The 26,813-nt window shown below is 46.4% G+C and carries 26 protein-coding genes and 1 pseudogene; 15 read left to right on the top strand and 12 right to left on the bottom strand.

All coding sequences use genetic code 11. The features are described 5' to 3' along the window. The first annotated feature begins 192 nt into the window (after window positions 1–192). Window positions 193–978 (top strand): cupin domain-containing protein, encoded by a 786-nt coding sequence (locus V7723_RS08425; RefSeq protein ID WP_335684013.1) that lies wholly within the window; start codon window positions 193–195, stop codon window positions 976–978. Window positions 979–1,034: 56 nt separating this feature from the next. Here the strand turns inward: V7723_RS08425 and V7723_RS08420 are convergent, their stop codons facing one another. After that, the gene (locus V7723_RS08420) at window positions 1,035–1,895 is read right to left on the bottom strand and encodes a crotonase/enoyl-CoA hydratase family protein (protein ID WP_335684012.1); all 861 of its coding nucleotides are present in this window, start codon (window positions 1,893–1,895) and stop codon (window positions 1,035–1,037) included. A gap of 163 nt (window positions 1,896–2,058) precedes the next feature. On the opposite strand from V7723_RS08420, the gene V7723_RS08415 reads away from it, so the two are divergent. Then, the gene (locus V7723_RS08415) at window positions 2,059–2,409 is read left to right on the top strand and encodes a DOPA 4,5-dioxygenase family protein (RefSeq protein ID WP_335684011.1); all 351 of its coding nucleotides are present in this window, start codon (window positions 2,059–2,061) and stop codon (window positions 2,407–2,409) included. Between the two features lie 8 nt (window positions 2,410–2,417). On the opposite strand, the gene V7723_RS08410 is transcribed toward V7723_RS08415, so the two are convergent. Together V7723_RS08410 and V7723_RS08405 are read right to left on the bottom strand one after the other, a co-directional pair. Next, the gene (locus V7723_RS08410; protein ID WP_335684010.1) at window positions 2,418–2,741 is read right to left on the bottom strand and encodes a GcrA family cell cycle regulator; all 324 of its coding nucleotides are present in this window, start codon (window positions 2,739–2,741) and stop codon (window positions 2,418–2,420) included. 134 nt (window positions 2,742–2,875) lie between these two features. Then, window positions 2,876–4,135 (bottom strand): PQQ-dependent sugar dehydrogenase, encoded by a 1,260-nt coding sequence (locus tag V7723_RS08405; protein ID WP_335684009.1) that lies wholly within the window; start codon window positions 4,133–4,135, stop codon window positions 2,876–2,878. A gap of 190 nt (window positions 4,136–4,325) precedes the next feature. Here V7723_RS08405 and V7723_RS08400 point away from each other — a divergent pair, with 190 nt between their 5' ends. Further along, window positions 4,326–4,991 (top strand): glutamine amidotransferase-related protein, encoded by a 666-nt coding sequence (locus V7723_RS08400; protein ID WP_335684120.1) that lies wholly within the window; start codon window positions 4,326–4,328, stop codon window positions 4,989–4,991. 27 nt (window positions 4,992–5,018) lie between these two features. Here the strand turns inward: V7723_RS08400 and V7723_RS08395 are convergent, their stop codons facing one another. The 3 genes from V7723_RS08395 to V7723_RS08380 form a co-directional block, all read right to left on the bottom strand. Continuing rightward, window positions 5,019–6,209, bottom strand: a complete 1,191-nt coding sequence (locus V7723_RS08395) for a CaiB/BaiF CoA transferase family protein (protein ID WP_335684008.1) — start codon at window positions 6,207–6,209, stop codon at window positions 5,019–5,021. A 222-nt stretch (window positions 6,210–6,431) separates the two neighbouring features. Further along, window positions 6,432–6,932, bottom strand: coding sequence for a cold-shock protein (locus V7723_RS19780; RefSeq protein WP_443024205.1), 501 nt, complete (start codon window positions 6,930–6,932; stop codon window positions 6,432–6,434). A 461-nt stretch (window positions 6,933–7,393) separates the two neighbouring features. Next, on the bottom strand, window positions 7,394–7,921 hold the full coding sequence (locus V7723_RS08380; RefSeq protein ID WP_335684007.1) for a peroxiredoxin-like family protein: 528 nt from the start codon (window positions 7,919–7,921) through the stop codon (window positions 7,394–7,396). Between the two features lie 208 nt (window positions 7,922–8,129). Here V7723_RS08380 and cobT point away from each other — a divergent pair, with 208 nt between their 5' ends. Further along, window positions 8,130–9,149, top strand: a complete 1,020-nt coding sequence (gene cobT / locus V7723_RS08375) for a nicotinate-nucleotide--dimethylbenzimidazole phosphoribosyltransferase (RefSeq protein ID WP_335684006.1) — start codon at window positions 8,130–8,132, stop codon at window positions 9,147–9,149. Window positions 9,150–9,163: 14 nt separating this feature from the next. Here cobT and V7723_RS08370 read toward each other — a convergent pair whose 3' ends face one another. Both V7723_RS08370 and V7723_RS08365 read right to left on the bottom strand, forming a co-directional pair. After that, window positions 9,164–9,796, bottom strand: coding sequence for a histidine phosphatase family protein (locus V7723_RS08370; RefSeq protein WP_335684005.1), 633 nt, complete (start codon window positions 9,794–9,796; stop codon window positions 9,164–9,166). A gap of 52 nt (window positions 9,797–9,848) precedes the next feature. Beyond that, window positions 9,849–10,370 (bottom strand): molybdopterin-dependent oxidoreductase, encoded by a 522-nt coding sequence (locus V7723_RS08365; RefSeq protein ID WP_335684004.1) that lies wholly within the window; start codon window positions 10,368–10,370, stop codon window positions 9,849–9,851. 174 nt (window positions 10,371–10,544) lie between these two features. On the opposite strand from V7723_RS08365, the gene V7723_RS08360 reads away from it, so the two are divergent. Then, window positions 10,545–11,507, top strand: coding sequence for a glycosyltransferase family 9 protein (locus V7723_RS08360; RefSeq protein ID WP_335684003.1), 963 nt, complete (start codon window positions 10,545–10,547; stop codon window positions 11,505–11,507). Here the strand turns inward: V7723_RS08360 and V7723_RS08355 are convergent. Then, a complete protein-coding gene (locus V7723_RS08355) occupies window positions 11,504–13,306 on the bottom strand; it encodes an ABC transporter ATP-binding protein (protein WP_335684002.1) in 1,803 nt (600 codons plus the stop codon). The two genes, V7723_RS08360 and V7723_RS08355, sit on opposite strands and share 4 nt — an antisense overlap. 316 nt (window positions 13,307–13,622) lie before the next feature. On the opposite strand from V7723_RS08355, the gene V7723_RS08350 reads away from it, so the two are divergent. Genes V7723_RS08350 through V7723_RS08340 form a run of 3 tightly spaced genes read left to right on the top strand, consistent with a single transcriptional unit; the run spans window position 13,623 to window position 17,336 of the window. After that, window positions 13,623–14,675, top strand: coding sequence for a hypothetical protein (locus tag V7723_RS08350; RefSeq protein ID WP_335684001.1), 1,053 nt, complete (start codon window positions 13,623–13,625; stop codon window positions 14,673–14,675). 14 nt (window positions 14,676–14,689) lie between these two features. Then, complete coding sequence (locus V7723_RS08345; protein ID WP_335684000.1) at window positions 14,690–15,919, top strand: imelysin family protein; 1,230 nt, start codon at window positions 14,690–14,692, stop codon at window positions 15,917–15,919. 22 nt (window positions 15,920–15,941) lie between these two features. Beyond that, window positions 15,942–17,336 carry a di-heme oxidoreductase family protein gene (locus V7723_RS08340; RefSeq protein ID WP_335683999.1) on the top strand — a complete coding sequence of 465 codons (1,395 nt, stop codon included), beginning with the start codon at window positions 15,942–15,944 and terminating at the stop codon, window positions 17,334–17,336. Between the two features lie 4 nt (window positions 17,337–17,340). On the opposite strand, the gene V7723_RS08335 is transcribed toward V7723_RS08340, so the two are convergent. Next, entirely contained in the window at window positions 17,341–18,513 is a 1,173-nt protein-coding gene (locus V7723_RS08335; RefSeq protein WP_335683998.1) for an MFS transporter, read from the bottom strand. A 158-nt stretch (window positions 18,514–18,671) separates the two neighbouring features. Between V7723_RS08335 and V7723_RS08330 the strand changes: the two genes are divergently transcribed. Together V7723_RS08330 and V7723_RS08325 are read left to right on the top strand one after the other, a co-directional pair. Further along, window positions 18,672–19,826, top strand: coding sequence for an Acg family FMN-binding oxidoreductase (locus V7723_RS08330; protein WP_335683997.1), 1,155 nt, complete (start codon window positions 18,672–18,674; stop codon window positions 19,824–19,826). Then, entirely contained in the window at window positions 19,823–20,305 is a 483-nt protein-coding gene (locus tag V7723_RS08325) for a MarR family winged helix-turn-helix transcriptional regulator (RefSeq protein ID WP_335683996.1), read from the top strand. The genes V7723_RS08330 and V7723_RS08325 overlap by 4 nt, the downstream gene beginning before the upstream one ends. A gap of 11 nt (window positions 20,306–20,316) precedes the next feature. Here V7723_RS08325 and V7723_RS08320 read toward each other — a convergent pair whose 3' ends face one another. Then, window positions 20,317–21,201, bottom strand: a complete 885-nt coding sequence (locus V7723_RS08320; RefSeq protein WP_335683995.1) for a DMT family transporter — start codon at window positions 21,199–21,201, stop codon at window positions 20,317–20,319. Window positions 21,202–21,384: 183 nt separating this feature from the next. Here V7723_RS08320 and V7723_RS08315 point away from each other — a divergent pair, with 183 nt between their 5' ends. From V7723_RS08315 to V7723_RS08295, 5 genes are all read left to right on the top strand, one after another. Further along, window positions 21,385–22,416 (top strand): metal-dependent hydrolase, encoded by a 1,032-nt coding sequence (locus V7723_RS08315; protein WP_335683994.1) that lies wholly within the window; start codon window positions 21,385–21,387, stop codon window positions 22,414–22,416. After that, window positions 22,406–22,864 carry a CYTH domain-containing protein gene (locus tag V7723_RS08310; protein WP_335683993.1) on the top strand — a complete coding sequence of 153 codons (459 nt, stop codon included), beginning with the start codon at window positions 22,406–22,408 and terminating at the stop codon, window positions 22,862–22,864. Before V7723_RS08315 ends, V7723_RS08310 begins: the two co-directional genes overlap by 11 nt. Window positions 22,865–23,055: 191 nt before the next feature. Next, on the top strand, window positions 23,056–23,754 hold the full coding sequence (locus V7723_RS08305) for a HoxN/HupN/NixA family nickel/cobalt transporter (RefSeq protein WP_335683992.1): 699 nt from the start codon (window positions 23,056–23,058) through the stop codon (window positions 23,752–23,754). A 15-nt stretch (window positions 23,755–23,769) separates the two neighbouring features. Then, a complete protein-coding gene (locus V7723_RS08300) occupies window positions 23,770–24,669 on the top strand; it encodes a DMT family transporter (RefSeq protein WP_335683991.1) in 900 nt (299 codons plus the stop codon). A gap of 97 nt (window positions 24,670–24,766) precedes the next feature. Then, a complete protein-coding gene (locus V7723_RS08295) occupies window positions 24,767–26,023 on the top strand; it encodes a glycerophosphodiester phosphodiesterase family protein (protein WP_335683990.1) in 1,257 nt (418 codons plus the stop codon). 10 nt (window positions 26,024–26,033) lie between these two features. Here the strand turns inward: V7723_RS08295 and V7723_RS08290 are convergent. Next, window positions 26,034–26,813, bottom strand: a pseudogene (locus tag V7723_RS08290) (bifunctional proline dehydrogenase/L-glutamate gamma-semialdehyde dehydrogenase); the annotation flags it as partial.

Raw genomic sequence — 26,813 nt, 5'->3', positions numbered from 1 at the left:
CTACATTTAATGGTCCGACCTCAAGAGAGCAAGACAAGACTGCAGTTTATTGACATCCATGTGTGCCCTTGGACGAAGCTTAATATGACGACAGCTGCATGAGGTGAATTTAGGCCAGATCAGATTTTCCATGCAAATGTTTAATAGCCGTATTAAGCTTCTTCGAAAGATTCTATTACAGGACGTATTCGAATGACTTCGCACGGCGCAATAAAAAAAGCAAAAATCGATGTCTTTGATATGGCCTCGACGGACTGGGTGAATGTGGGCAAGGAAGGGTTATTTTACAAACCGGCTCGCGTTGACCTCGACAGCGGAAAATTTCTAGGCTTGTTCCGATTTGATGCATTTGCCGAAAGTGGCTTACATCAGCATGAAGATGTTGGCGCTAGCTATATCTTAAGTGGATCCGTGACGGACTATGCAGGTACTTTCACGCAAGGCTGCGTAGGTATCAATCCGCCCGGCGACACGCATGACGCCTTTTCTTACGAGGGTGTTTTGATTGTCTCACGTCTTGAGGGGTCGAGTAAATATCCGATGAAAGACGAACAATTGTCAGCCATTCATCCCGGCGCTCATCGCGATCAGTTTCCGGAAATTGCGGCAGCGAGAGATCCTATTGTCGTACCGTACAAGCTGCTCGATATAATCCCTTCACTTGATATGCCAGAAGGTGTCACCCAACGAGTATTGTACGATTACACGCAAACAAATCACGATTTCCGCATGACGTCTCTACATCTTGACCCAGGTGCCAAGATCCCGAGCTATTCAACGGTCGAAAAACAGGATATTTTTATCATCGCCGGTGATCTGGTGACAGGCGGTGTTCCAGGAAAATCAAATCAATTCATAACCTTGGCACCGGAAACAGAAGTCGAATTAACCAGCAATTTCGGTTGCCATATTCTAGTCTGGAGCGACGCACCTGTATCGTTTAACACGTATCGCGGAGCGGACCCTTTTGGGTTTTAGCCGTCGAGCAGCTTTCGCCTTTAACGGCGAAGGCTACTCTTAAAATCCAAAAACAATCATTCGAATTTACGCTCTTCCCACCACGGATAGTAATCCGGCATATCCGTTGACGGTTTCATGGTAAACTCTGCAGGCCTTTTCTCCAGAAAGGAACTTACACCTTCTGCGACGTCAGGACTTTGCCCCATATACGCGATACCGCGACTATCGACTTTATGTGCTTCCATGGGATGATCCGCGCCCGACATACGCCAGAGCATTTGCCGGCATAGCGCAACTGAAACTGGCGCTGTATCGGTGATAAATTCCTTGGCCATGGCCCTCGCCGCGCTGAGCAAATCTTCAGGAGCATGAAGGGATTTAACCAATTTTCCGTCCAATGCTTCCTGAGCGGAGAAAACACGGCCTGAATATACCCATTGCAATGCCTGAGATATTCCAACAAGGCGCGGTAGGAACCAGCTGCTGCACGCTTCCGGTACAATTCCGCGCCGTGAGAAGACGAAGCCTATTTTCGCATTTTCCGATGCCAGTCGAACATCCATTGGCAAGGTCATCGTGATCCCAATACCAACTGCTGGTCCGTTAATAGCTCCGATAATCGGTTTTTTACTCTCATACATTCTAAGCGTAACACGGCCACCGCCATCGCGATGTAATCCGGAATCGTCCATGCGGCCTTGCGCTTTATAATTAAACGTCTCCTTACCTTTACCGAGATCAGCTCCTGCACAAAAAGCACGACCCGCGCCAGTAATAATGATGGCCCGAATATTATCATCTTCGTCCGCGCGATCGAATGCATCGATCAATTCATCTCTCATAACTGTCGTAAAAGCGTTGAGCTTATCTGGTCGATTGAGCGTAATTGTCAGGATCTGGTCATCGACTTCGTACAGAATTTCTTCGTAAGACACGGTTACCTCCGGTTTATTTCAAGGGACATCATTAGCCCTTTTATTATTATTTTATCGGGCAAAGATTACGCTGATGCAAATCGATCATTGTAACTTTGCTTACAGAAATTATGTTAACAACTATATGCCGGAAATGGCCAGCAGATTTTCAAGGAAGCAACAAATGCCAAGAAACGCGGAACAAACAATCAGCGGCTATCACGCGCATATTTATTATGACGCACAGAGCCGAGAAAAAGCCTCGGTACTGCGCGAACAGTTAGACGAAACCTTCAATGTATCCTTAGGGCGCTGGCGGGACGAGCCTGTCGGGCCGCATCCGACGTCCATGTATCAAATTGCTTTTGAAGCTGCTGATTTTTCAAAGATTGTCCCGTGGCTCATGATTAATCGGCAAGATTTAGATATTCTCGTTCATCCGGAAACAGGAAATGATCTGGAGGATCACAGAGACAACGCTCTGTGGCTCGGCGAAAAACTACCTCTTAAACTTGAAATGTTTACGCAGACGTAACCAAAACCCTAGCTGTTATCCTTGTTCTGGTAAGCCATATTACAATGTTTTAAGCAATATGGTTTACTCGGGATTGCCTCATCGCTGCAAAAATGAAAATTGGCTTCACCTGGATGTCCGATTGGCCACTGACAGGCCCGATGCGGCGGCAGAGCCTTTTTCTTCGGCTTTTGAACCGCCGGCGCCGCTTTCGCGGACAGTCCCAGACGATTAGCTTTACCGATCACAGCATTGCGCGTTACGTCGCCCAATTCTTCTGCAATTTCAGCCGCGGTTTTCCCGGAACCCCAGAGCTTGTTTAATTTTTCAATTCGTTCTTCAGTCCAACTCATGCCTAGATCTCTTCACTCACTGTTCCTGATTTTTGTCGACTCACGCTTCAATATCTCTGAAGATTATCCACAAAGGTCCTTTGATATATCCTCAGGTGAAGCCTGAGTCTATAGATATCCGCGATCACCAACCTCTATTCGGTATAACTAATGCGCCATACGGTTTGACTGACATCGTCTGCAACGAGTAACGCGCCGTCTTTTGCTATAGTGAGCCCAACGGGACGTCCCCATACTTTCGCGGCTCCATCTTCCGTTGCATTCGCTCTGAAACCGGTGGCGAAATTCTCGTAGGATCCCGTCGGAACGCCATTGTTAAACGATACGCGGACAATTTTGTAACCGGTTGGCGTTGAGGCGTTCCAAGATCCGTGAAAGGCAACAAACGCGTCATTGATATATTCTTCGGGAAAATGACCACTCTTATAAAACACCAAGCCAAGCGGTGCTGAATGAGATCGGAAAAGCACGTCCGGTAGGATTGATTTTGCGACCATTTCTGGCGCATCTTCAGCGTAGTCTGGGTCAGGAATAGTTCCAGAGTATGCATATGGCCAACCATAGAAACCATCCTGAACAACATGAGTTAAATAATCTGGAACCAATCCGTCGCCATATCCATCGCGCTCATTGACAACCGTGTAGAGTTTTCCAGTAACCGGATTAAAATCAATACCAACAGGATTACGCAAACCCGTCGCGACGGTTTCCAATTTATTGGTAGCTAAATCGAGTTTTTGGATTGTCGCACGAGGAGAAGGCTCAATGTCCATATTCGCTGCGCTTCCAATGGAAATATATAAAGCATGACCTTTTTCATCGTATAGAAGGTTCCGGGTCCAGTGGCCACCGCCGTCCCCCAGGGATCCTTGTTCTGTGACATACTCTATCCGCCCCGTAATCTTGGTATCGCCAACACTAAACTGAACACGTCTTATTTGTTTAGGTTCTCCAATGTAAAGCCAATCGCCAATTATGGCCATGCCATGAGGACGATCCAAATTGGAAATTAATTCAGTTTTGACATCAGCAATGCCGTCGCCATTCGTATCTCGGAGCAACGTTATTTTTCCTGCTCTCGATTCCGCGACCAACACATCGCCATTCTCCAAGACTTCCAACCATCTGGCATGGCTTAGTCCCGACCTAAATGCTTCGACTTTAAAATTTGGCGGAAGATTAAGCTCGCCTTCTACATTACCATTCGATTTATGGGGCGGCAGCGCTTCTACCGTTGTTGCATAGGGCTTCGGCAGGTTACCGGGAATAATGGTAAATTCTGCTCCGACAGTGTCACTATCCGCAGGCAGAGCTGATTGCGCTAAAGCCACGGAGAGCCCGAGGAAATTCATAGAAACATATAAAAATATCAAGAGCTTGCAAAAATATTTCATTTCAACTCCACCTGAAAATCAAATGTATTGATCGATACATTTACGCTATATGGGCTTGCCACCGTCGCAAAGAAAGATAAACTGTGAAAAAAGTTCACATAGATTTGACGTAAAATACTAATTTAGAACATAAAGTCAGCGGAATAAACTTATCACGTCTCAAAATCCACAAAATACAGTCTTGCTCATTATGCATCAGGCAACGTCCGATCCAGGCCGAGTGGGCGAAGCGATCCGAACGCGTGGGTATGAATTGGATATGCGGGTTCCGGCCATTGGAGACCCCTTGCCAACAAACATGGACGATCACGTTGCCGCCGTAATTTTTGGTGGGCCTATGAGTGCCAATGATGATCACGAAGCCTATATTCGTGATGAAACGAAGATAATTGATCTGTTTTTGAAAACAGAAACACCGTATTTGGGCATCTGCCTCGGAGCGCAAATTATGGCGCGAGCATTGGGAGCAGAGGTTCGTGAACATCCGGAGGGTGTTCGTGAAATAGGATATTACTGTGTTAGCCCAACGGACGAAGGGAACCATTTGTTTGATGCTCCCCTCAATGCCTATCAATGGCATAAAGAAGGTTTCGACATCCCTGTCGATGCAACATTGCTCGCAACCGGAGAATACTTCCCAAATCAAGCGTATCGGGTGGGGAAGAATGCGTACGGCATTCAGTTCCATCCTGAAGTAACGGAAGCGATGAACAAACGATGGGCGACCAAAGCCGCCCACATGCTTGACGATCCTGGGGCTCAATCCAAGGAAATTCAGCTTAGAAGCAGACGAAAATATGATCCAGATGTCAAAATCTGGCTGGATAGGTTTCTAGATCATTGGTTGCCGGCGTAACCGGCAACGCCCTATCCCTTCACAGCTTTAAACAACTCTCTTGGATTTTAGATCCGCAATTTCCGCGGCAGAATATCCAAGGCTATTCATAATATCGTCTGTATGCTCACCTAAAGTCGGTGCCCGATGTTTAAGTTTTGTATCGGTTTTTGACATTTTTATGGGAAGTTCTGTTACCGGCACACCGTCTTCGAAACCTGGGTAGGGAACATTTTTCAACAGCCCCATTGCGGCGAGTTGTGGATCATCCAAGGTTTCCTGAGGTGTCATAACCGGACCACAAGGCAAACGAACGGCATCCATTTCAGCAATTGCGTCCTTCGTCGTCCGCTCGAGGCACCATTCAGACATCCTTTCTGAAAGTATGTGATTGTTATCGCCACGATCCTGATCGGTCGTAAACCTGGGGTCCGTCAACCAATGATCTTCTCCGATCAATTTTGTCCAGCGCTCAAATAAAGGCAATCCAATAGATTGGACCAAAACCCAGCCATCCTTTGTTTTGAAAGTATCTGCCGGGCCCGCGTTTTGGCCGCGGTTGGCAGTCCCAACACGATTAATATTGAGCATGGCCTGCTCCATTAACGTAACGCTGGAGATTAAAACCGCTGACCCAAATAAAGACGTTCCGACCAACTGGCCTTCGCCGGTTTGATCACGATGTTTCAACGCCGCCATCGTGCCCACAACACCCATCATCGCCGTTGTAAAATCAACCCATGGGCCGTAGAGTTTTCGAGGTTCCCCATTGTCGCCTGACATATACATAGCACCAGACATGGCTTGGCCGAGACCATCAAATCCCACACGGTTTTTATAGGGACCCTCATCACCAAATACCGAGGCATGTGTCAAGATTATATCTTCCTTGACCGCTTTCAGGCTGTCATAGTCTAGCCCCATTGCTTCAAGGGTTTCGATTGGTAAATTTGCGACAACCACATCCGCGGTTTTCACAAGACGCTGAACAATTTCTCGACCTTCCGGCTTCATGGGGTTGAGGGTCATTCCTTGTTTATTCTGTCCGATTTGCAAAAATAACGCGCCATCACCGGTTTGGTCTTCGGTGAGAGGCGTGAGATATCGATCTTCACTCCCATCAATCTTTTCAATCCTGATAACTTCCGCTCCCAGGTCCGCCAATACAGTTGCGCAATAAGGTCCAGCAATATAGCGCCCAAAATCGAGCACCCTGATACCTGATAAAACGTTCGACACGAGATTCCCTCCTGATTTTTATTATTATTTATTTCAGGCTGATGTGATTCCTGATTCGCGAACAAGATTGCCCGTTCTCAAGACAGTTGGCAACTTTTTAGCGCCACTAGTTGTCAATTATCTTGGGATTATGTCGTACCAAGCTGATGGTGCCATCTATTTCTTAATTTGCTAATTTGCAGAGCTTTGCAGTGCCCTGCCGACTTTATTCAATAGATTTATTTAGCCCGCATCGATAAGTTCTATTGCCTCGGCCAATGGTCCCTTTTCCCCACTAGAGACATTTAGCCGAACCCTTTGATCTTTTTCAAGCAGGGCCAAACCCGATTTCTCGAGTGCTTTCATATGAACAAAAATATCGAGAGATCCATCATCGGGTGTCACAAAACCGAACCCCTTTTGCGAATTAAAAAACTTAACCGTGCCAGCAATAAATTCACAATCGGTATCTTCCGTCGCCATTAAGGGAGCCGGCCCGACATAGTGAATTTTTGAGACTTGCTTTCCCCGATCTCCGGTAAAAAGATCGCATGTGATCGACGCACCTTCAGGCAAGCCCTGAAAATTCATCTCCTGCAATACTGATATATGTATAAAGGCGTCCCCCGATCCGTCGTCAGGTTGGACGAAGCCGAAGCCTTTGGATGTATTAAACCACTTTACCTTACACGTGACACTGTCATAAGTTCCACTTTCTGACCTTACAATATTCTCTTCTCGCATCAATCTCATTCCCATAATCTTCAGTATCGCTAAACAGAAATTTCGATTAACATCCGATCACTTCTACAAATATATCGGTATTGATGAAATTTCTATTTTTAATTGTTTACGGGTGCATGGCAGGCGATCGAGCTAACCAATTTCTAACTACCAATTAAACACTGAAAAAAATGAACCAAAAACGGCAGTTTCAGAATCTGTTAATCTACCTCACCAATCCCTATATTCGTCCAACAGGTGACTATAATACAGAAACGGTCAGCAGATCATTGATCCTGATCAACAGATTATCGACAATATCGCTAATTCCCCATATTTTTCGATTTTAACTTGTGTCCGTAAAATATTACCGGACCGCTACTCTCAATATGGGTATATTTGTTATTATTTGCAACTATTAAAAGTGGAAAATGCGGAGAGACGAATTGTATGTAATCCTCCTCTCCTATGGTATGTTTAAATCAATGCGTACCGCGAATAGGATATCCTTTTTCGCGGATGAACGTGATACCTTTTAAAATGGAATTCAGATCCGGCCTCGCAAACGGCGCATTCGAGATGTCGATGATTTGAATTTGTCCGTCAGGGCGGATAGCAAATAACCCTGGCTCCGCGAAGGGTTGATCTGTTTCTTGCGGAGACCGAGGATCAGAAATATACAGACCGAGCGCCTCCATTTGAGAAGGTTGTAAATCGTAGCCGACGGGAAAGCTCAATTCACCCTCTTCAACTTGTGTTTTCGCTTTTTCAATCCCATCACCGGAAACAGCGACGATATCTACACCTTGCGCCCCGAATTCACTTTCAAGCTCTTTTAAGGTCGTTAAGTATCGCGCGCAGATTGGGCAGTGTTTACCGCGATAGACAACAACCAATTGCCAATGGTCATTGTCACTACCGGCTTTGCCAAGTATGACTTGCCCACCCGCAACGGTAGGAACAATAACTTCGGGAAATATTGATCCCGGCGCTAGTTTGTCCGTGTTCATTTGCAATCCTTTACTGAAATACGTGTCGAATTTTAACATTAATTGGAATGTACATTCCAATTAAATATATGCTTCCCAAAATTTGACAAGCATTATTGTTTCTTTGCTCGCCACTAATCCTCCGAAACATTTGCTTTCCAAAAGCAAGCACCTAATATGTAATCGTGTTTTCCGAATAACATGTTTCTTTCGAGACGGATCAAATTGAATGCCTTCTAACGTGCTAGACAAATTTCGCTCCCTAATTTCCGAACTACCGCTTATCGACAAATCTTCGGCAAGTGCAGCTGCCACTAGGGATGCGGTTTTGACGAAACCAGCAGGCGCTCTCGGCAGGCTAGAAGACCTCGCTGTATGGATGTCTGGTTGGCAGGGAAAACACCCTCCAACTTATGCCTCTCCACAAGTCGTCGTCTTTGCCGGAAATCACGGTGTTTGTGATCAAGGCATATCTGCGTTTCCAAGAGATGTAACAGTGCAAATGGTCGCAAATTTTCAAAACGGTGGGGCAGCAATAAATCAACTTGCTGACGCCTTCGGAGCCTCATTTTCTGTTCTTCCGCTTTCTCTGGAATCACCAACACTGGATTTTACAAAAGGCCCAGCGATGAGTGAAGAGGAATGTTGTGAAGCCTTACAATCAGGGTGGAACTCTGTAAGGCAGAACACAGATCTGTTGGTTGTCGGCGAAATGGGCATTGGCAATACGACAATTGCCGCCGCTGTCTCCGCCGCCGTATTTGGAGGGTCCGGAGCGGATTGGGCTGGACCCGGCACTGGCTTATCAATGGAAGGTATTCAGAAGAAAGCTGCCGTCATCGATGCTGGTCTGTCGCTTCACGCTGATATCCTGGGCGATCCGATTCTCGTACTTCAACATCTTGGAGGCCGTGAAATCGCAGCAATGGTAGGGGCAATTTTAGCGGCACGGCACAACAAAACACCTGTTATTCTCGACGGATTCGTCGTAGGCGCCGCCGCCGCAATCTTGAAAAAAGCCAATTCATCTGCTCTTGATCATTGCGTGGCAGGACATATGTCCGCAGAGCCAGGACACGAGCTCTTGCTGCGTCACCTCGAAAAAGAACCGTTACTAACGTTACGGATGCGGCTTGGAGAAGGGTCAGGCGCTGCTCTAGCACTTGGTATAATTAAGGGTGCGATAGCGACCCACAACGGCATGGCAAGCTTCTCAGATGCCGGTGTAAGTGCTGAATCTTCATCTTGAGTTTCTAGTAACAGCTATTTGCGAATACTACCCTGATCATTGATACAATCAATTTGCCAATTTGTATCTGTTCCGCAAGTAAATGATTTCAACCGAGTGACTGATAACGGTGCAATCGACAAGGATAACATTTTTTGCGGTGTCAGGTTTAACGCATACCCTATTATTGCTCGAATTGGGCCGGCGTGAGCACTCACAACAATATTTCGGTCAGTCTCCTTCGTGACCCATTCTTCCAGCAAGGTCGTAACTCTTTTCGACATGACGGTAAAACTCTCCCCGCCACCAGGTGTGTTAGAAGCTGGATCTAGCCAGAAGTCTTCATAGGCGTCGGCATCATTTTCCTCAATTTCCGAGTAAGATCGCCCTTCCCACGTGCCGAAGGTCTGCTCTCTCAAATGAGTAAACTGTTCAATGGCTTGCGACTCTTCGGATCGTCGGGATTGAATACGAGCAGCGGTTTGAGTACACCGCTGCAAATCACTTGAATAATATACAGCCTTGTCTGGCAGGCTTCGCGCAATCTCTTCTAATCTCCCAGTATTAGAAAAATCTGCGACAACATCCATTTGTCCATATATTTTATCCGTCACCACCGGCGCATGGCGGATCAGCCACCAGTTTTTCTGTTGATAGACCTGATCCATTTTAGGTGCGCAAAATTCTCGAAATCATTTTCGCTGTACGGTAATAATTGATCTATTCAATGACAAGTTTGGTAAGCTGCCAAATAGACCGAGCGTGGTATTTCTCCTGCCCCAATTTCTCATCGCTATCATATGGATAAATGATCCAAAAAGGACCATAAACATCTTCTTCCAGCGCGACACCGTTCAATCGATAGGCAATGATCATATCAAAATCTTCTGCATCTGATATGGGGATCTCCACCGTATATCCGTCCACAGCACTGGCCTTAAGCACAGTTCCCTTTGCGTCCACCGATTTTAATATATCTCGAAGCAAAACGCCTCGGAAAACTGTTTTACCGCTTGTCCACGGACTGGATGTGACAATATCTGTCGGAGTAGACGCGGCCATATCACCAGGGCTGAAATAAATTGCACCATTTTCAGATTGGATATTTCCAGTAATTGTAAGCTGCAGCTCCTCAGTTTCATTTGAAGAAGCCGCGTGTGCACTCAGCAAAGAGATCGCAAGTACCGTCCCCGCTATTTGCATGTAAAACTTAAATGACTGTAATTTCGCTATATTAGTCAACGACATATCTCCTGTAAAATGTCCTCGCAGACCTGAATTAGATCAATTTTTTTAAGTTATACCATAAACCCGACTTCATTAATGAGCAAATGCTCGAAAGTCGAAAAATTATGGTGGAATACTGCTTTTTCGTATAAACACTCTAAATCATTTTTTCTTTGAAAGGCACCGCTGATGAAACGAACTTTGTTTGTTGCCTCAAATAGATTGGGCGATGCCGTATTAACCACAGGGGTGCTCCATTATCTCCTTGAACAGGAACCCGAAGTTCCAATAACAGTTGTCTGTGGCGCAATACCGAAAGATATATTTGAAGCAATTCCTGGCGTGGAACGAGTGATAGCCGTTACAAAGCGACACTACAGCATGCATTGGCCCGAAGTTGCAATCGAACTTGGTTTCGTTTATTGGCACAGAATCATCGATTTTAGATCCTGTCTTCTCGGATTTTTACCCGCACGGCATCGGAGCATATGGAAAGGTGGCAACAATTCGATCCATAAAGTCATTGCCAATGCTGAGCTCATCGGTCAGAAAGCCCCCTTGCCAGCTAAAATTACCCCAACTTTGTCTCAGATTACGGAAAGTAGGAAATGGCTTGGGAAAGCCGCCGAAAAAAAGAAAATTCTCGCTATTGCCCCAACCGCAAATTTTTATCAGAAACAATGGCATTTCGAAAATTACATCGCCCTGGCTAAAGCTCTGACGCATGAAGGAGGAATATTGGAAGATGCCAAAATTGCCGTACTTGGTGCGCCCGGCGAAGAAGATCAAGCACTTCCTGTAGTAAATGCTCTTTCTGACAACCATGTCATAAATCTCATCGGTAAAACAACGCCCATGGAAGCGGCAACCATTCTTTCTCAATGCGCCTTATTTGTCGGTAATGATTCCGGCCTCATGCACACGGCAACAGCAGTCAATATTCCCACTGTTGGACTTTTTGGTATCGGTAGACCGAAAGTATATGGGCCATGGGGCGACCGATCTCTCTGCCTGACAAGTACGCCATCGGGAATTCCAATTACTCGTGAAAACAAAGATGGTGACGTGATTGAAGCACTACCCGTTGAAACCGTTCTCAAAGAAACCGAAGCCTTTTATAAACGTCTTTCAAAAACTCAGAATGAAGTCTAACTACGAATTTGTGGAAACGGTGTCACAGAGTCATCAAACGCAAATTGATTGTTGTATAGATCAGCGTAGACACCACCACGTATCAACAGCTCATCATGCGTACCGGTTTCGACAACTTCACCCGCAACGATAACATTAATCATGTCTGCATCCAAAATCGTTGACAATCTATGGGCGATTACAAGCGATGTCCTGCCTTTCATCAGCTCCTTCAAGGCAATCTGGATTTTTCTCTCAGAATCTGTATCTAGCGCAGATGTTGCCTCATCCAGAAGTAAAATAGGAGCGTCTTTTAACATTGCTCTGGCGATTGCAATACGTTGCTTCTGACCACCTGACAATCGCACACCATCACTGCCAACCAATGTTTCGTAACCATCCGGCAAGCCGGAAACAAAATCATGTATAGCCGCAGATTGCGCAGCTGCCAAAATTTCTTCGTCACTGGCATCGTCTCTGCCATACGCAATATTCGCCCGAATGGACGCATCAAACAGAAAAACGTCTTGGCTTACCAACGCTATTCTATCCCGAACAGATGCCATCGTAACATCCCGAATATCTTGCCCATCCAACAAAATACGCCCATCATTCACATCATAAAACCGGGGAATGAGGTTCAAAATTGTCGACTTACCCCCACCCGACGGCCCCACCAGAGCAATACGTTTTCCTGCATCCAACTTCAGAGAAATATTCTTTAGAACCGGTTCATTTACATTATAAGAGAAACTGACCGCCTCAAATTCTATTCTCCCGTTATGAAATTCCAGCGGGACAGCGTCTGGCTTATCTACAACATTATACTCGATGTCCAACAAATCAAATATGCGGTGCGCCGCGACCATACCATTCTGCATTTGAGGGAAAATCTTCGCAACACTCTTTATCGGTTGATATGTGAGCATAACTGCCGTTATAAACGCAAAGAATGTTCCCGGTGTCGTATGCCCATCAATAACATTGGACGCACCGTAAAATATCACACCTGCGATAATCAGACCGGAAAGTGTTTCTACGATAGGGCTACTAGAAGCCTGAATACGAAGAGCCTTAAATTGATACTTAAAGCGCTCATCGATCACTTCTCTCCCTCGTTGCTCCGCCTCTTTTTCGCCTCCATAAGCTTTAACGACGCGAATACCTTGAAAATGCTCATCTAAAAAAATACTAAAATCAGCAGTTTGTTCCATCACCTTATGGAATGCTTTGCGCGAACGCTTTACCAGCTGGCGAATTGCCAACGCACCAGGCGGAAGCGCGATAAGTATGACGAGCGCCATTCGCCAATCATAATAAAAAAGTGACGCAATCAAGAAAATCGCCGTTAGGCTATCTTTTGTCAGAGCAACCAACGTCTGTGTCGCAGCGGTTTTGAGTTGATTGGTTTCAAAAACAAACCGGGAAATTAAATTCCCTGTTGGATTACTATGAAACCAGGCAAGGTCCGCCGATACTATTTTCTTAAATAATGCCAACTGAATGTCGGAAACCACTCTTGTGCCGACCCAATCCATCAGCACAGTTTGGCCATACGAAGAAAATCCACGTAGCGCAAAAATGACAACAACAGCAGCCGTAGTATAATAGATATATGCGGGATTCTGTTCGAAAAAAACTTCATCGACTATCGGCTTCATAACGAATGCTGTCGCCGCGGAAGTTGCAGCGCTGACAATCATGAACAGCATGGCAAGTGCGACCCGCCCTTTATACGGCGCGACATATTCCTTCAACAACCGACCATAGATGACGGTAACCGCTGAATTATCTGTTTTTTCGTGCGTCGTTTCGGTCACTAGCTGTTCCAATTACAGTCGCAATCATTCATGCAGATACAATTTCCACCGAACCCTTGGCGTAGCACGATGAAATTGCGCTGAATAGACTAATCCTCCCCAATATGTCGTCGTTTTGGAAAATTCTGGCGCAGATACAACAGTTTCGTCTATCAATAATTCTGGATGTATATGCAATTAATAATCATTATTATTTACTTCTTGCAAATGATTTGCAATAGCGATATCAATTTGCTGGCACGAGATCAACATTTCTCGGTCGCTTTACCGGCCAAGTTCAATGTCGGTTGGTTTTTCGCCTAAATGAAAGAAAAAAATGAAACACGTTATTATCGTCTTAACGGCGACTGCCAGTTTGTGCACCGCGGTACAGGCAGAGGAACAATCTTATCCCAGATTCTCCGGGGAGATTTCCATCGAAGTTGAAAATGATTGGACATATAGCTCCGACGACTCGGCTGCTGAAATCAATGACCTATACCCTACTGTAATTTTGGGTACAGCTATTGAGCTCTCCCAGAATTTCTCGTTCAACATTGAAGCAACTTTAGAACCTGTTGAAGATGCTACGGATGACCGAGCCTTTAAAGATTTAGGTGGCTATCTGAATATCGCGACGGCTAATTACGGTACCGAACGGTTTTCCGTTTACGGCGGTAAATTTACCCCCAATTTCGGTATCGCCTGGGATTTAGCTCCCGGACTTTACGGCACCGATCTCAATGAAGATTACGAACTTGCGGAAATGATCGGTTTCGGCGGCGGCATCAATTTTAATGCAGCAGGCACGCATATAGTTTCTGCAAGTACCTTTTTCCAAGACACCAGTGTTCTTAGCAAATCTATCGGAACACAACGCGGCCCTTTGCGCAAATCTGACGGCGGGCCCGCGAACACGGAAGATTTCTCGTCTTTTACTGTTGCTCTCGACGGTGAATTAGAAAAAATTGCAGGTTTTCGATATCACGCAGGTTTTTCTTCTCTTGGCGCCGGTGAAGGAGGTGATGATCGTCAATTGGGTTACGTAATTAGCCTCGAATACGCCTTCGATATTGGTGAAAATATCGCCATCACTCCCCTTGCAGAGTATGCGTATTTTGATAGAGCTGGCGGCGTAAAAGATGATACCGCCAAATATTTTACCGCTGGAGTAGCTGTAAACTATGAAAATTGGGTGGCCTCGACAACTTACCAACGCCGAGATACTGAAACAGCTGGTGTGGGTACTGACGATGACGTTATTGATCTTACGGTGGGTTACGTTTTCGACATGGGCCTCGGTGTCGCTGCCGCTTGGCGGATCGCTGAAGAAGAAGAAATTAATTCAAATGGTCTTGGCCTTCTCGTCTCCTACGCCCTCGAATTTTAAAAGGACAAAAACTCATGAATAAGTATTTATATGGTACCGCCTTCTCTATTTTGTTATTTACCCTTGCTCCAGGCGCGCAGGCATCGCAAACGGATCCCGTTCGCAATATTGAAAGCTATGCTCTGGGTGACAAAATTGCCGGGTATGTCCCAAGCTATTCAGCACTGGCTGTTAAGAACAATTATGCGGCTCTAGTGCTCGAAACTTACACGCAGGCGCATAAAGACTCGCAGGTCATGCAAAAAACAATTGCCGCATTTCTCGCCAACCCGTCTCAGTATACTCTTCAATCCGCAAGAAGCAGTTGGTTAAATGCCCGTGTCAGTTACCTTCAAACAGAGGCGTTTCGATTCTATGAAGGGCCAATAGATTATGCCAATGAGGAAACAGGAGAAGAAGGCCCGGAAGGCCGTTTGAATGCATGGCCTCTAAATGAAGCGTTTATCGATTATGTTGAAGGCAACGCGAATTCTGGCCTTGTTAACGATGTATCTTTTGAAGCATCCGCTGAGACAATCCGAGCAATGGATCAAGTTGAAGACGAATCAGATGCAACCACAGGGTTTCATGCCATCGAATTCCTGCTGTGGGGGCAAGACATGAATTTAACGTCCCCTGGTAACCGCTCGTGGAAAGATTACAGAGCGGGAGAAGGTAATAATGATCGAAGACGCATATACTTGCAAACTGTGACAACTATGTTGGTAGAAGATCTGGCTTCCCTTGTCACTGCCTGGTCGGCGGATAATCCGGACAGTTACGGTTCAACTTTCAAAGCCATGGATGATAAAGAAGCACTTGGTCGTATTTTGACGGCTTTAGCCACATTGAGCGAATTTGAGCTGGCAGCAGAACGCATTGCGACTGGCTTGGACAGCGGTGACCAAGAAGACGAACAATCATGCTTTTCCGACAACACTTTAAATGATTTCATTTACGACCAACGCGGAATCCGCAATGTATATTTCGGCTCATACGGAAACATTTCCGGCGCAGGAATAGACAGCCTCGTCGCGAAACTAGCGCCAGCGTTAAACATCAGAATGATAGCTGCCCTCAACAAGGTAGAGGACGCAATGTCAAGAATGCCATATCCCTACGATGCCACGCTGGCGTCACCTGAAGGAAGCCCACAACGCGCAGCGGCAGAGTCTGTGATTGATGCATTACACAACCAATCAGATGTTCTTAAAGACATCGGGAAATTGTTAGGCGTTAAAGTTATTGTCCCGGTTGATGGGTAATTTTTTTGAACGAGATCTTTCGATGACGCATGTCAGGACACTTGTTTTATTAGCAAGCTTATCGGTCTTAACTGTATCTACTGGGGCGGCACAAGGCCCGCCCCAGAGGATCACTCCTTATCCCGGTGGGGAGACAACTCAACCGACACGCGGCAAGAACTCGTTTTCGCTTCCTGCTGCGAACTTGAATAGAAAAGATCTCCGCATCTTTTTTTTCGGGAACCGGCTTTTCAACACAAATTGGGTTGCGGCCCCTGCCTCTGTAAAAAGTCTTGATGGCCTTGGGCCAACTTTTAATCGTGTGTCTTGCTCAGGCTGCCATTTGCGAGATGGCCGTGGTCGTCCGCCAGGAAAAATTGGTGAAAAATTTCAATCAATGCTTATACGGTTAAGCGTCCCCGGTCAGAACAAGGCTGGCGGACCAAAACCTCATCCACATTATGGCGATCAATTGAATGATCGTGCTATTTTGTCGGTTCCTGCTGAGGGTTTCTCGAGTATTGAGACGAAAGAAATGAAAGGGTCTTATGCAGACGGTATGCCCTACCAACTATCTGCCCCACTTTACCGATTTACGGATCTCGCCTATGGACCGTTCGGCGATGATATCATGATTTCACCCCGTGTTGCCCCTCCGGTTTTCGGCCTTGGTCTGCTTGAAGCCATTAAAGAGGAGGATATTCTTGCTCTCGCTGATCCAGATGACCAGTCGGGAAACGGAATATCTGGAAGGGTAAATACGGTCTGGGACCAACCAACCGCTACAAAAAAAATTGGGCGCTTTGGCTGGAAAGCAAATTCTGCAAGCCTCCAGCACCAAAACGCCGCGGCTGCGGCCGGAGATATTGGCCTGACATCGACCCTTTTTCCCGAGGCTAACTGTCCGGCAATACAAGAGAATTGCCTCTCCCAGGCCGCGCTCGCGAAAGGTGTAGATTTAAGCGATAATTTTATGGCTAAACTTACTTTTTACACTCAAACACTTGCCGTGCCCGCAAGACGTAATGTGGACTCACCCGATGTTCTTGCCGGCGAAGAGTTATTCAACGCTATTGGATGTAGTTCCTGCCACATTCCAACTTTCGTAACTGGTCGACATCCAACGGTGCCCGCCTTGTCCAATCAAACAATTCATCCTTTTACTGACCTTCTTTTGCACGATATGGGAGAGGGCCTGGCTGACAACAGACCAGACTTTGACGCAACGGGTCGTGAATGGCGTACACCGCCTTTATGGGGAATAGGCCTGACGAAAGCAGTAAACAAACATACACGGTTCCTCCACGATGGTCGCGCCCGCTCTGTCGAGGAAGCCATTTTATGGCATGGCGGCGAGGCGGAGGCGGCAAAAGAACAATTTCGTTTGTTGCCCCTAGAGCCGCGCATCCAGTTATTAAAATTTCTAAATTCGCTCTGACAATCTAGTCCGACAATTGACGCTCATGTGCTCGAACTCTTTTGAGCAAAACACAGGCGAGTATAAGTCCGATGGCAGATATTACTGCCATAAAGTAAAAGCTATAAGCTCCCTCAATTTGGTAAAGCCATCCGGCCGCAATTGTAAAGACACCAAAGAAAATTCCCATCGCGAGGGTGTCGTATAATCCCTGTGCTGACGCGGAAATCGCCGGCGGCACGCGCTTCGCGATGTAGCCGATAAAGGCCATATAGAGGAGGGTAAAGGTCAGCGCGTGCAGTATTTGTGCAAAAACCAGAACAATTACTGAAGATGCCAGGCCTAAAAGTATCCATCGCACGATGCCGCCACCCGCAGCGGCGATGATCATCGGTATTGCGCCGTATTTTGCAATCAATCGGCCGGAAATAGCAAACATGCCAATTTCAGCGGCAACCCCAATAACCCAAAATACCGTTATTTGTGTATTGCTAAATCCTAGCTTATTCCAATGGATCGATCCAAATCCGTAAAGACCAGCATGTGTCGACAAGAGAAGGGCGACCGTGACAATGAAAAGTGGGAAATTCGGAAGAGCGAGAGGCGCAAAAAAAGAAACCTTACCGGGCTTAGGTGGCGTGTGAATACCTGGCAACGAAATTGTTGCAATCAACAGGAAGACTGCCGTCAAGACCATCGCCACATAAATCGCTTCGATACCGAAAACATCAGTTGCCCAGCCAACAAGTAAAGAAAAAGTAATAAAGCTCAATGAACCCCATAATCTTGCCCGGCCAAAATCTATGCCTAATGTCTGTTGAGCCCTTAAGGTAAGACCATCGGAAAGCGGTATAGCAGAAGATAATGCAGCGCCGGCCGCCCCCCAGATGATAGCGTAGAAGACCCACCCATTCAGATAGGGTAATAAGATTAAACCGCCAATAAGAACAACGGACAACGCCAACAGAATTGTTTTTCTGTTTCCCGTGCTATCAGCCATCCAGGAGGTTGCAGGTACAAATACCAGCTTGGCCCAATAAGAAATCCCCATAACAAGGCCGACATATTCCAACGACACATGATGCTCCAGCCATCGTGGCCAAAGAGGCAGTGCAATTCCAAACACGGAGAAGAATGCAACATAATACAGAGAAAGCCGGCCATAGGCTGACGTTTTGGAAATTACCGGTTCTGACATTGAAAAACCATTCATTGAACGAGGGTAGATTCTATTCAGTTCAACACGTGCTGGAAAGCGCTAACTTCAAAAACTAGTTTATGTGACCTCTATCACTTAACATTCCTAGGAATTTATATATTATATTCTTAGGAATGCATATTGAATGGAGAAAAATTATGAACAGACGCAGTTTTATAAGAACTATCGGCGGGAGTGGCCTGGTGTTGGCAGCTGGCGGTTTTACACTAACTGGATGCGATCAAATGCCGGATAGCGCAATCGCTCCTTGGAATGGCCCATCAGCCGACATCGGCGACAGAGAATGGATGTTAAGTTATGCAATGCTGGCGCCAAATCCACACAACATGCAACCTTGGCTTGTCGATCTTTCAATAGATAGCGAAATTACTCTCTTCATAGATCCGACGCGTTTGCTGCCTGAAACGGATCCGTTTGGCAGACAAATACTCATTGGTCAGGGCACTTTCTTGGAACTTCTTGATATCGCTGCACACGAAAAAGGCTACCGTGCGGACATCTCCGTTTTCCCACAAGGAGAACCAGCAGCTGGGACACTTGATATTACGACGACGCCAGTCGCGCATATCAAATTGACCAAAGATACGACGCTTACCTCTGATCCGCTTTTCGCTCACATCACGGAAAGACGGTCAAATAAAGAGGGGTATGAAGAAAAGTATCTTTCGGGAGGAGATCTTGCGGCGTTATCGAGCCTACCTCTCAATGAAGGTGAAAAGATGGGGTTTGCAGCGACGGCAGATACGATCGCACCACTTAGAGAGTTTGCACGACAAGCTGTTTTGATGGAAATGAAGACACCCCGCACATTGCTTGAAAGCATCGAGCGAACGCGGATAGGCGCAGAGGAAATCGCGAAAAGCCCTGACGGCATTGATCTGAATGGCCCCCTTTTTTGGTGGTTGAAACGGCTGGATCTAATGACGGCAGAGAAAGCTATGACCCCTGGAACCCTTGCCTATCAGGGCGGCATTGATTACGCCATGGGTTGGGTTGAAGGAACACACAATATGGGGTGGCTAACAACCACTGACAATAGCCGGGCAGCACAGGTCAATATCGGCCGCACTTATGTACGAATGAACCTTATGGCCACGGCGCAAGGTGTCGCTATGCACCCGGTAAGTCAAGTGCTTCAAGAGTATCCAGAAATGGAAGAAATTCAGACGGCTTTTCTCAACCATTTACAAATAAGCGGTCAGGAAACTGTCCAAATGTTTTATAGATTAGGCTATCGGGAGGCCGTTTCCCCCTCCCCACGCAGAAAATTGCCTGATATAGTCATGGGATGAATGAGATAAATAAAAAGCCTACGTATGACCGAAAAGCAGATATTCCCTCCACTGACTTTCGGATCATCAACTGGATTGGTATAATTCAGCAGTTAACGGATACCAAAATGCGTCAACTGCTGGAGGGTACTGACGTACCACCGCCGCAGTTTATTATGCTGAACCACTTTAGTCATAGACCAGATGAGGGAAAAACAGTCTCCGGCATAGCTGACGCCATGCAACAACCGCAGCCCGGCATTACAAAAACAATCGCGAAAATGTTGGCGAAGGATTTTCTGCGGACAGAAGAAAACCCGCTGGACGGCCGCTCCAAAACACTATTTTTGACGGATGCCGGCAAGTTGGCCCACACTAAGGCTAAAAATCGCCTTGAGCACGGCATGCAAAATACGTTTGACGGGTGGCAAGAGTGGGAGAAACGTGATTTTTTTGGCTTTCTAGATCGATTGAAAATATTTCTGGATGACAACCGTTAGATTATCTCTCGTCAAAATTCTGGTTCTTGGCTCAAAACCTTATTTTTTCCAGCATTTCTCATATTAATAATGGCAACGCCTACAAGAGTGATTGCGGCACCCATTAGAAATTTTGCAGAAATAGGTTCAGAGAAGAAAATTACCCCGAAAATTACGCCAAAAATCGGCGCCAGCAATCCAAACGGTGTAAGCGTAGCGATCGGATAGCGCTGTAGCAAATAATACCAGCTACCATGTGAGATGATTGTGGTCACCACAACTATGAAAGCAATGGCGCCAGCGGCTTCCCAATCTGTAGCCAGAATTGAAGCCCATTGTCCTGTTTCCGTTGATAACGATAATAGAAGCAAAGGCGGCCCTGAAAGTGCGGCAATCCATGCTTGCATGTTCATCGTTCCAACGTTCTTTATTTGCCGCATTAGAACAAGACCAACAGACATGAACAAAGCAGCAATCGTCACCAGAACAACACCTTCTAGCTGATCAAAAATTACCGGATCAAACCCGAGTACCATGACACCGCTAAAAGCCAGAATAATTCCCAAAATACGCCGCCAACCAATGGTTTCTTTCAGAAAAATAACGGCCAACAATAATGAAAAAGGAGCAATCATTTGGCTCGCAATGGCAACAGCGGTGACGCCGCCAGCCGCTTCAATACCCAAATACATGAAGCTAAAATGGAAAATGCCCACTGTCACCGCAATCCAGGCAATCGATTTCATGCTTCCTTTTACGATCCGTAGAAAGGGAAATAAAAGACCGGCTACCAACAAAAACCGTAAAGAAGTAAAAAACAGCGGTGAATAGTGGTCCAATCCTATCTTCGACGCTACAAAAGTCAGTCCCCAGATAACACTGATCGCAAGAGCAAGAGCGACATGAGGTAAAGTCATTTAAACGCCTTCGTTGGACAGTTGAATGGAGAAAATCGGTTATTCGTTCGTTTTTAATTGGCCGAAACTGCATCCACGCCGTATTTGTAGGGCTGCGAGAAACATACTATTGCTTTGTTATCTCAGGTTCGCGTCTAAAATACAATTCAGTTGTTTGTGCAGAGTAACAAAAGAGAGTGGTCAATGGATTCGATTACGCAGTTTGTTTTAGGAGCGAGTATCTCTGGTGCCCTTTTGGGCCCCAGAATCGGCGCAAAATCTCTCCTCATTGGCGGGCTTGTTGCAACTTTACCGGATCTTGATAGTTTTATTCCTTTGGGAAATGCCATTGATAACATGACCTATCACAGGGGTTTTAGCCACTCCATTCTCGTTCAAACAGCTTTGACGCCGGCCATTGCATTTATCATCGGGAAAATCGTACCTTCTACATGGATGCACAAGAAGATACTACTACTTACGATTTGGCTAACGCTAGTAACGCATAGCTTGCTTGATTCACTAACAACATATGGCACGCAAATTTTTTGGCCGTTAAATGCCGGGCCTCCTGTGGCGCATCCCTCCATCTTTATAATCGATCCTATTTACACCCTCCTGTTGCTTGGTGGCGTTTTAACAATGTTTTTTGCCCGTAAAACTATTGGTGGCGGATTTAGAGCAAACCAAATTCTGCTCGCCGCCAGCACCGCTTATCTGGCCATAGGTCTCGTCGGTAACGCCGTTGTTGCCTCACGGGCCGCCGCTGACCCTGCTTTCGAAAATATGCGTATCCATGTTCAGCCCACGCCATTTAATACATTACTTTGGCAGGTCACCGGAATATCCGATGACGGTTTCGCAAGTGGCTTCATGAGTCTATTTGGCAATTGTGGTATTGAGCATGTCGTTTCAACCTCCCGTCAGAAATCTGCGCCCGGAATGTTAGAGGTCCCTGCTTCTGTAAAACGGCTGGAATGGTTTACGGATGGATTTTACACTTATGCGGAACAAGACGGAAAGTTGAGCATCACTGATCTGCGGATTGGCTTTTATCCAAGTTTTCCATTTTCATTTGAATTTGCGCGTGAAAAAAATGGCAAAATGATTGCACAGGTTCCCCAAAAAATTACTCTATCTTATCAAGACAGAGCTTCTGATATTTTTGCCATGATGGGTGATACGATGTCGAGTTGTTCAACTTTGCAGACAAAGGAAGACACCGGTGGAAATTGAACGCAAATTTCTTGTCAAAAACGATACGTGGAAAGTAAAATCTCTGTCCACCACTGTAATCACTCAATTTTACCTGACCGGTAAAGACCAATTTCCCTCAATTCGCCTTCGTACGGCCGGCGGCAAAGGCTACCTAACCCTTAAATACGCGTCAGTTTCCGAGAGTATTCTGGCACGAGACGAATTTGAATATTCTATTCCTGTCGAAGATATAGAAGCGCAGATGGATCACGCGACTGGATCCATTATTCGAAAAACGAGACATATCGTGGAAGGACCCGACAACAAAATTTGGGAAGTCGATGTGTTCGATAGCCCTGCCAATATCCCTGTTATCGCCGAACTCGAACTGGAATCGCTTGACGCAACTTTCATATTGCCAAATTGGATCGGAAAAGAGGTTTCTTCGGACCGTGCTTACAGTAATCTTGCGATGTCGTTCAGGTAATGAAGAGACAAGACTTCTCTTTGGAAAGATCCAAGACAAATAGGAAGCCGTATATTAATGTAAGTTATTGAAAAAACTGCTGGCGGGTATTTAGCGGTAATCTATACTGACTGCTAGGCCACCTGCTTCCTTACTTGCATTCATAATAACGAACCTGCCTCACCTTCGAGTGCAAGAAAACGGACTCTTCGATGATTTCAATATTAGCGATCGGCTTTCTCATCGGCCTACAACATGCGTTGGAAGCAGATCATGTCGCCGCTGTAGCAAGCATGGCCTCTCGTAACCAATCCATCGGCCAGACAATGCGTCGGGGAGCACTTTGGGGTGTTGGTCATACAGTTGCATTGCTGGCAGTTGGCTCGATAATTATAATAATGGATAAGACTGTCCCAGATACAATGGCGCATTGGTTAGAGTTTGCTGTTGGAGTGATGCTTGTTCTTTTGGGTGCCGACGTCATACGGCGTTTGATCAAGGAACGGGTCCATTTTCATCTGCACAAGCACGAGAATTCAGACCTTCATATACATGCGCATTCCCATCGAGGGGAAGGCGTCCATAATAGATCTTCTCATCAACATAGTCACAAGGAAAGTTTTTCGACCCGGGTACTTGCCGTTGGCATTATGCATGGTTTGGCAGGATCTGCAGCGCTAATCCTGCTCATCGCCGGCACCATAGAAAGCCCGCTTACTGGTTTACTGTATATCGCTTTGTTTGGTTTTGGTTCGATCGTCGGCATGGCCACTTTATCTGCCGTTATCGCGATCCCTCTCAGCTATTCCGCGCACGCCATGACCTGGGCCTATAATGGCTTACAGATGACAATTGGTGTCGCGACAATAGGCCTTGGAGCTTACACCATGTTCTCACTGGGCCTTGCATAAGAAGAAAACAATGTAATGAGCAATCAGCCTTCCACGTCACTTTACTTACGGCATTTGGCCCTGCTTGTTTCTGTTGTTATGCTCGGACTTTCTTTTGTCGGCGTGCGCTCAATCATGATGGCCAGTGAAAGTCCCGCGACATTGGGTTTTATAAGATATGGTTTTGCTGTCCTTCTCCTACTCCCCTTTTTGTGGCGATTAAAACCAGCGAAACTTCCCCCGCGAATTATCCTTATTGTCATCCTCCTAGGATTTTTACAATTCGGATTGTTTCATATTTTTGTTAACACCGCTTTGCAGGACATTACGGCGTCTCGTGGCGCTGTTATATTCGCCCTTATCCCCATCATGACCATGTTAATTGCTACGGTCGCCGGGCGGGACACACTCACTATACTCAAAGTATTCGCGGCTCTTCTGTCTTTTGTCGGTGTTTCATTAGCCATCGGTGAGAAAGCATTTGAAGAGGGAGTATCGGGTGGAAGCTGGCTCGGGGAAACTTTGTTCTTTCTCGCGATTTGCTGTGGTGCCACATATAACGCCTTTTCGGCACGTCTTCTCCGGCACCATTCGGTTGTCCAGTTGACCGTGATTGGGATGACCGCGGGCAGCCTATTGGTTTTACCCTTTGCATTATTTGAAGGTTTTCCAGACGGATTATTTGCATATTCAACAGATGACTGGCTCTGGTTACTGTATCTGGCTGGCCCTGCCGCAGCATTTAGTTTGTTTCTTTTCAACTGGGGACTTGAAAAACTGTCTCCCAGCCAAGCGGCAATATATGTTCCTATCGCACCCGTTATGGCCGCGGCGTTCGGTTACGTAATTTTAGGCGAACATCTTTCAAGTTTATTTCTTATTGGGTTAGCCTGTGCAATCGCCGGACCGATCCTTATGTATTGGCGCAAAGCTTGAATTTAGGCACGCCCCAACAAATTGTCATAAAAGTGATACCTTGGCGCAGCATTTTCGTTCTAAGTTGAATTTCCTGCTCTTGCACGAGGATATCAAAATGCTGCTCTCTAAACCGGTAATGTATGTTTCAATTTTACTCGGATGTATGTCCGTTTTTCTGCAGCCAGGAAATTTGCCCGAAGCGAATGCCGGTGAAAACGCGGTTCATTTAGGACCTCGCCCGCTTCACTTGATTGACGACATGGATCCCGATCCGCTTAAAGAACAACTTCTGAATTGCCAAGCAGGGCCGTTTTCCACGACAGATTTCTCTATCGGTCATCGCGGTGCGGCCCTACAATTTCCGGAACACACTAAAGAATCCTATTTGGCGGCTGCCCGAATGGGCGCAGGCATCATCGAATGTGATGCAACTTTTACCAAAGACAAGGAGCTTGTCTGCCGCCATTCCCAGTGCGATCTGCATCTCACGACAGATATCCTCAGCAAGCCCGAGCTAGCAGCAAAATGCAGCCAGCCATTTAGCCCCGCAGATGGTAATGGCGGGAAAGCCACTGCCAAATGCTGCACATCAGACATCACACTTGCAGAATTTAAGACCCTCCGCGGAAAGATGGATGGGGCCAACTCAGGAGCAACGACCGTTGAGGAGTATCTGAAGGGGACTGCAAATTGGCGGACAGACTTGTATGCGCCCAATGGGACTTTGATGACGCATGGTGAAAGCATCAAACTAATTGACGCCCTTGGATTAAAATTCACACCAGAACTTAAATCCGCAGCAGTCCCCATGCCTTATGAGGGTAATTTCACTCAACAAAATTATGCCCAGGCATTGGTAAATGATTATAAGACAGCAAAAATCGACCCCGCCCGCGTGTTCGTGCAATCTTTCGATTTGAACGATGTCCTCTACTGGATTGAAAACGAGCCCGAATTTGGCAAGCAAGCTGTGTTTCTAGATGGTCGGTACAGAGGAAATGCCATAAACCCTGCAGACCCGAACACGTTTCAACCGACAATGACGGAACTTCATGACCAAGGTGTGCGAATTATCGCACCGCCACTATGGATGTTGTTAGATTTGTCAGACGACGGTGCAATTATACCATCTGCCTACGCACTTGAAGCAAAGAAGGCCGGTCTGGATATCATAACATGGACGCTCGAACGATCTGGACCTTTGGCAAGCGGCGGTGGGTGGTATTTTAAAACGGTAAAAGAAGCCATCAATAATGACGGAGATATGATGGTTGCTTTGCATGTTTTGGCGCAAGATGTCGGTGTAAAGGGCGTTTTCTCCGATTGGCCGGCCACAACGACTTACTATGCTAATTGTATGGGACTGAATTAGCCCGCGACTATTAGCCTTCCATCGCAGCCAACAATGCCGTATTGCCACCAGAGGCCGTTGTATCAATGCATATAGCGCGCTCGATCACATAATCCTGCCATTCATCACAATTCGTTATCAATGGAAGAATCGCGCCCGGACGCCTAGATAAAGCAATCCGGATTTCACGTATCTCCGAGCCGGTTTCAGAAAGTGCTAAGCCCGCGAGAGGGGAAGCGCATTCAATTAATTCAGGGGAAAGATCCATGTCCAATATTTGCACTAAATCGTCTGGCGCGCTCGCAGCAAGAACCGCTTCTTTAAACTTCAAGGTTTGCTCCGTCGAGCCCAACAGTATTACAGCATTCCCGGTTAGCAACGCCATAATCGCGTGGCCCAAAGCATCGTCACCGCAACAAAGAATGTTTCCGCGGCCATAAAGTGACAATCTATTGCTTTCCCCTGTCGGGCCTTCGAGGTCTTGCGGCAAAGGGTCATAATTATTCGATTTAGTTAGTGCGTTTTGTATGAGCCGCCCGATCTCGCCTTGCACGTTCTGGCCAGTTTCTTCCAAAAAAATTCGACGATTAGGATTAGATTGCCATTCCGGTTGCCCCGCCGCTACTTTTCCACATATCTCATAGACCTTCTTGGTATCTAGGGAAGCCGCTTCTGAAATATTGATTGGTCGAGATTGCCCTTCCGGCCGTTTTCCCGTCATAAATTGACGGAGGTAATGTGGCCCGCCAGCTTTTGGTCCCGTTCCCGACAACCCTTCGCCACCAAAAGGTTGAACACCAACAACGGCACC

It is taken from the genome of Sneathiella sp. (genome assembly GCF_036960985.1).
Lineage (GTDB): Bacteria > Pseudomonadota > Alphaproteobacteria > Sneathiellales > Sneathiellaceae > Sneathiella.
Note: the sequence above shows the minus strand (reverse complement) of the source record. Positions and strands in the feature narration are given on the sequence as shown.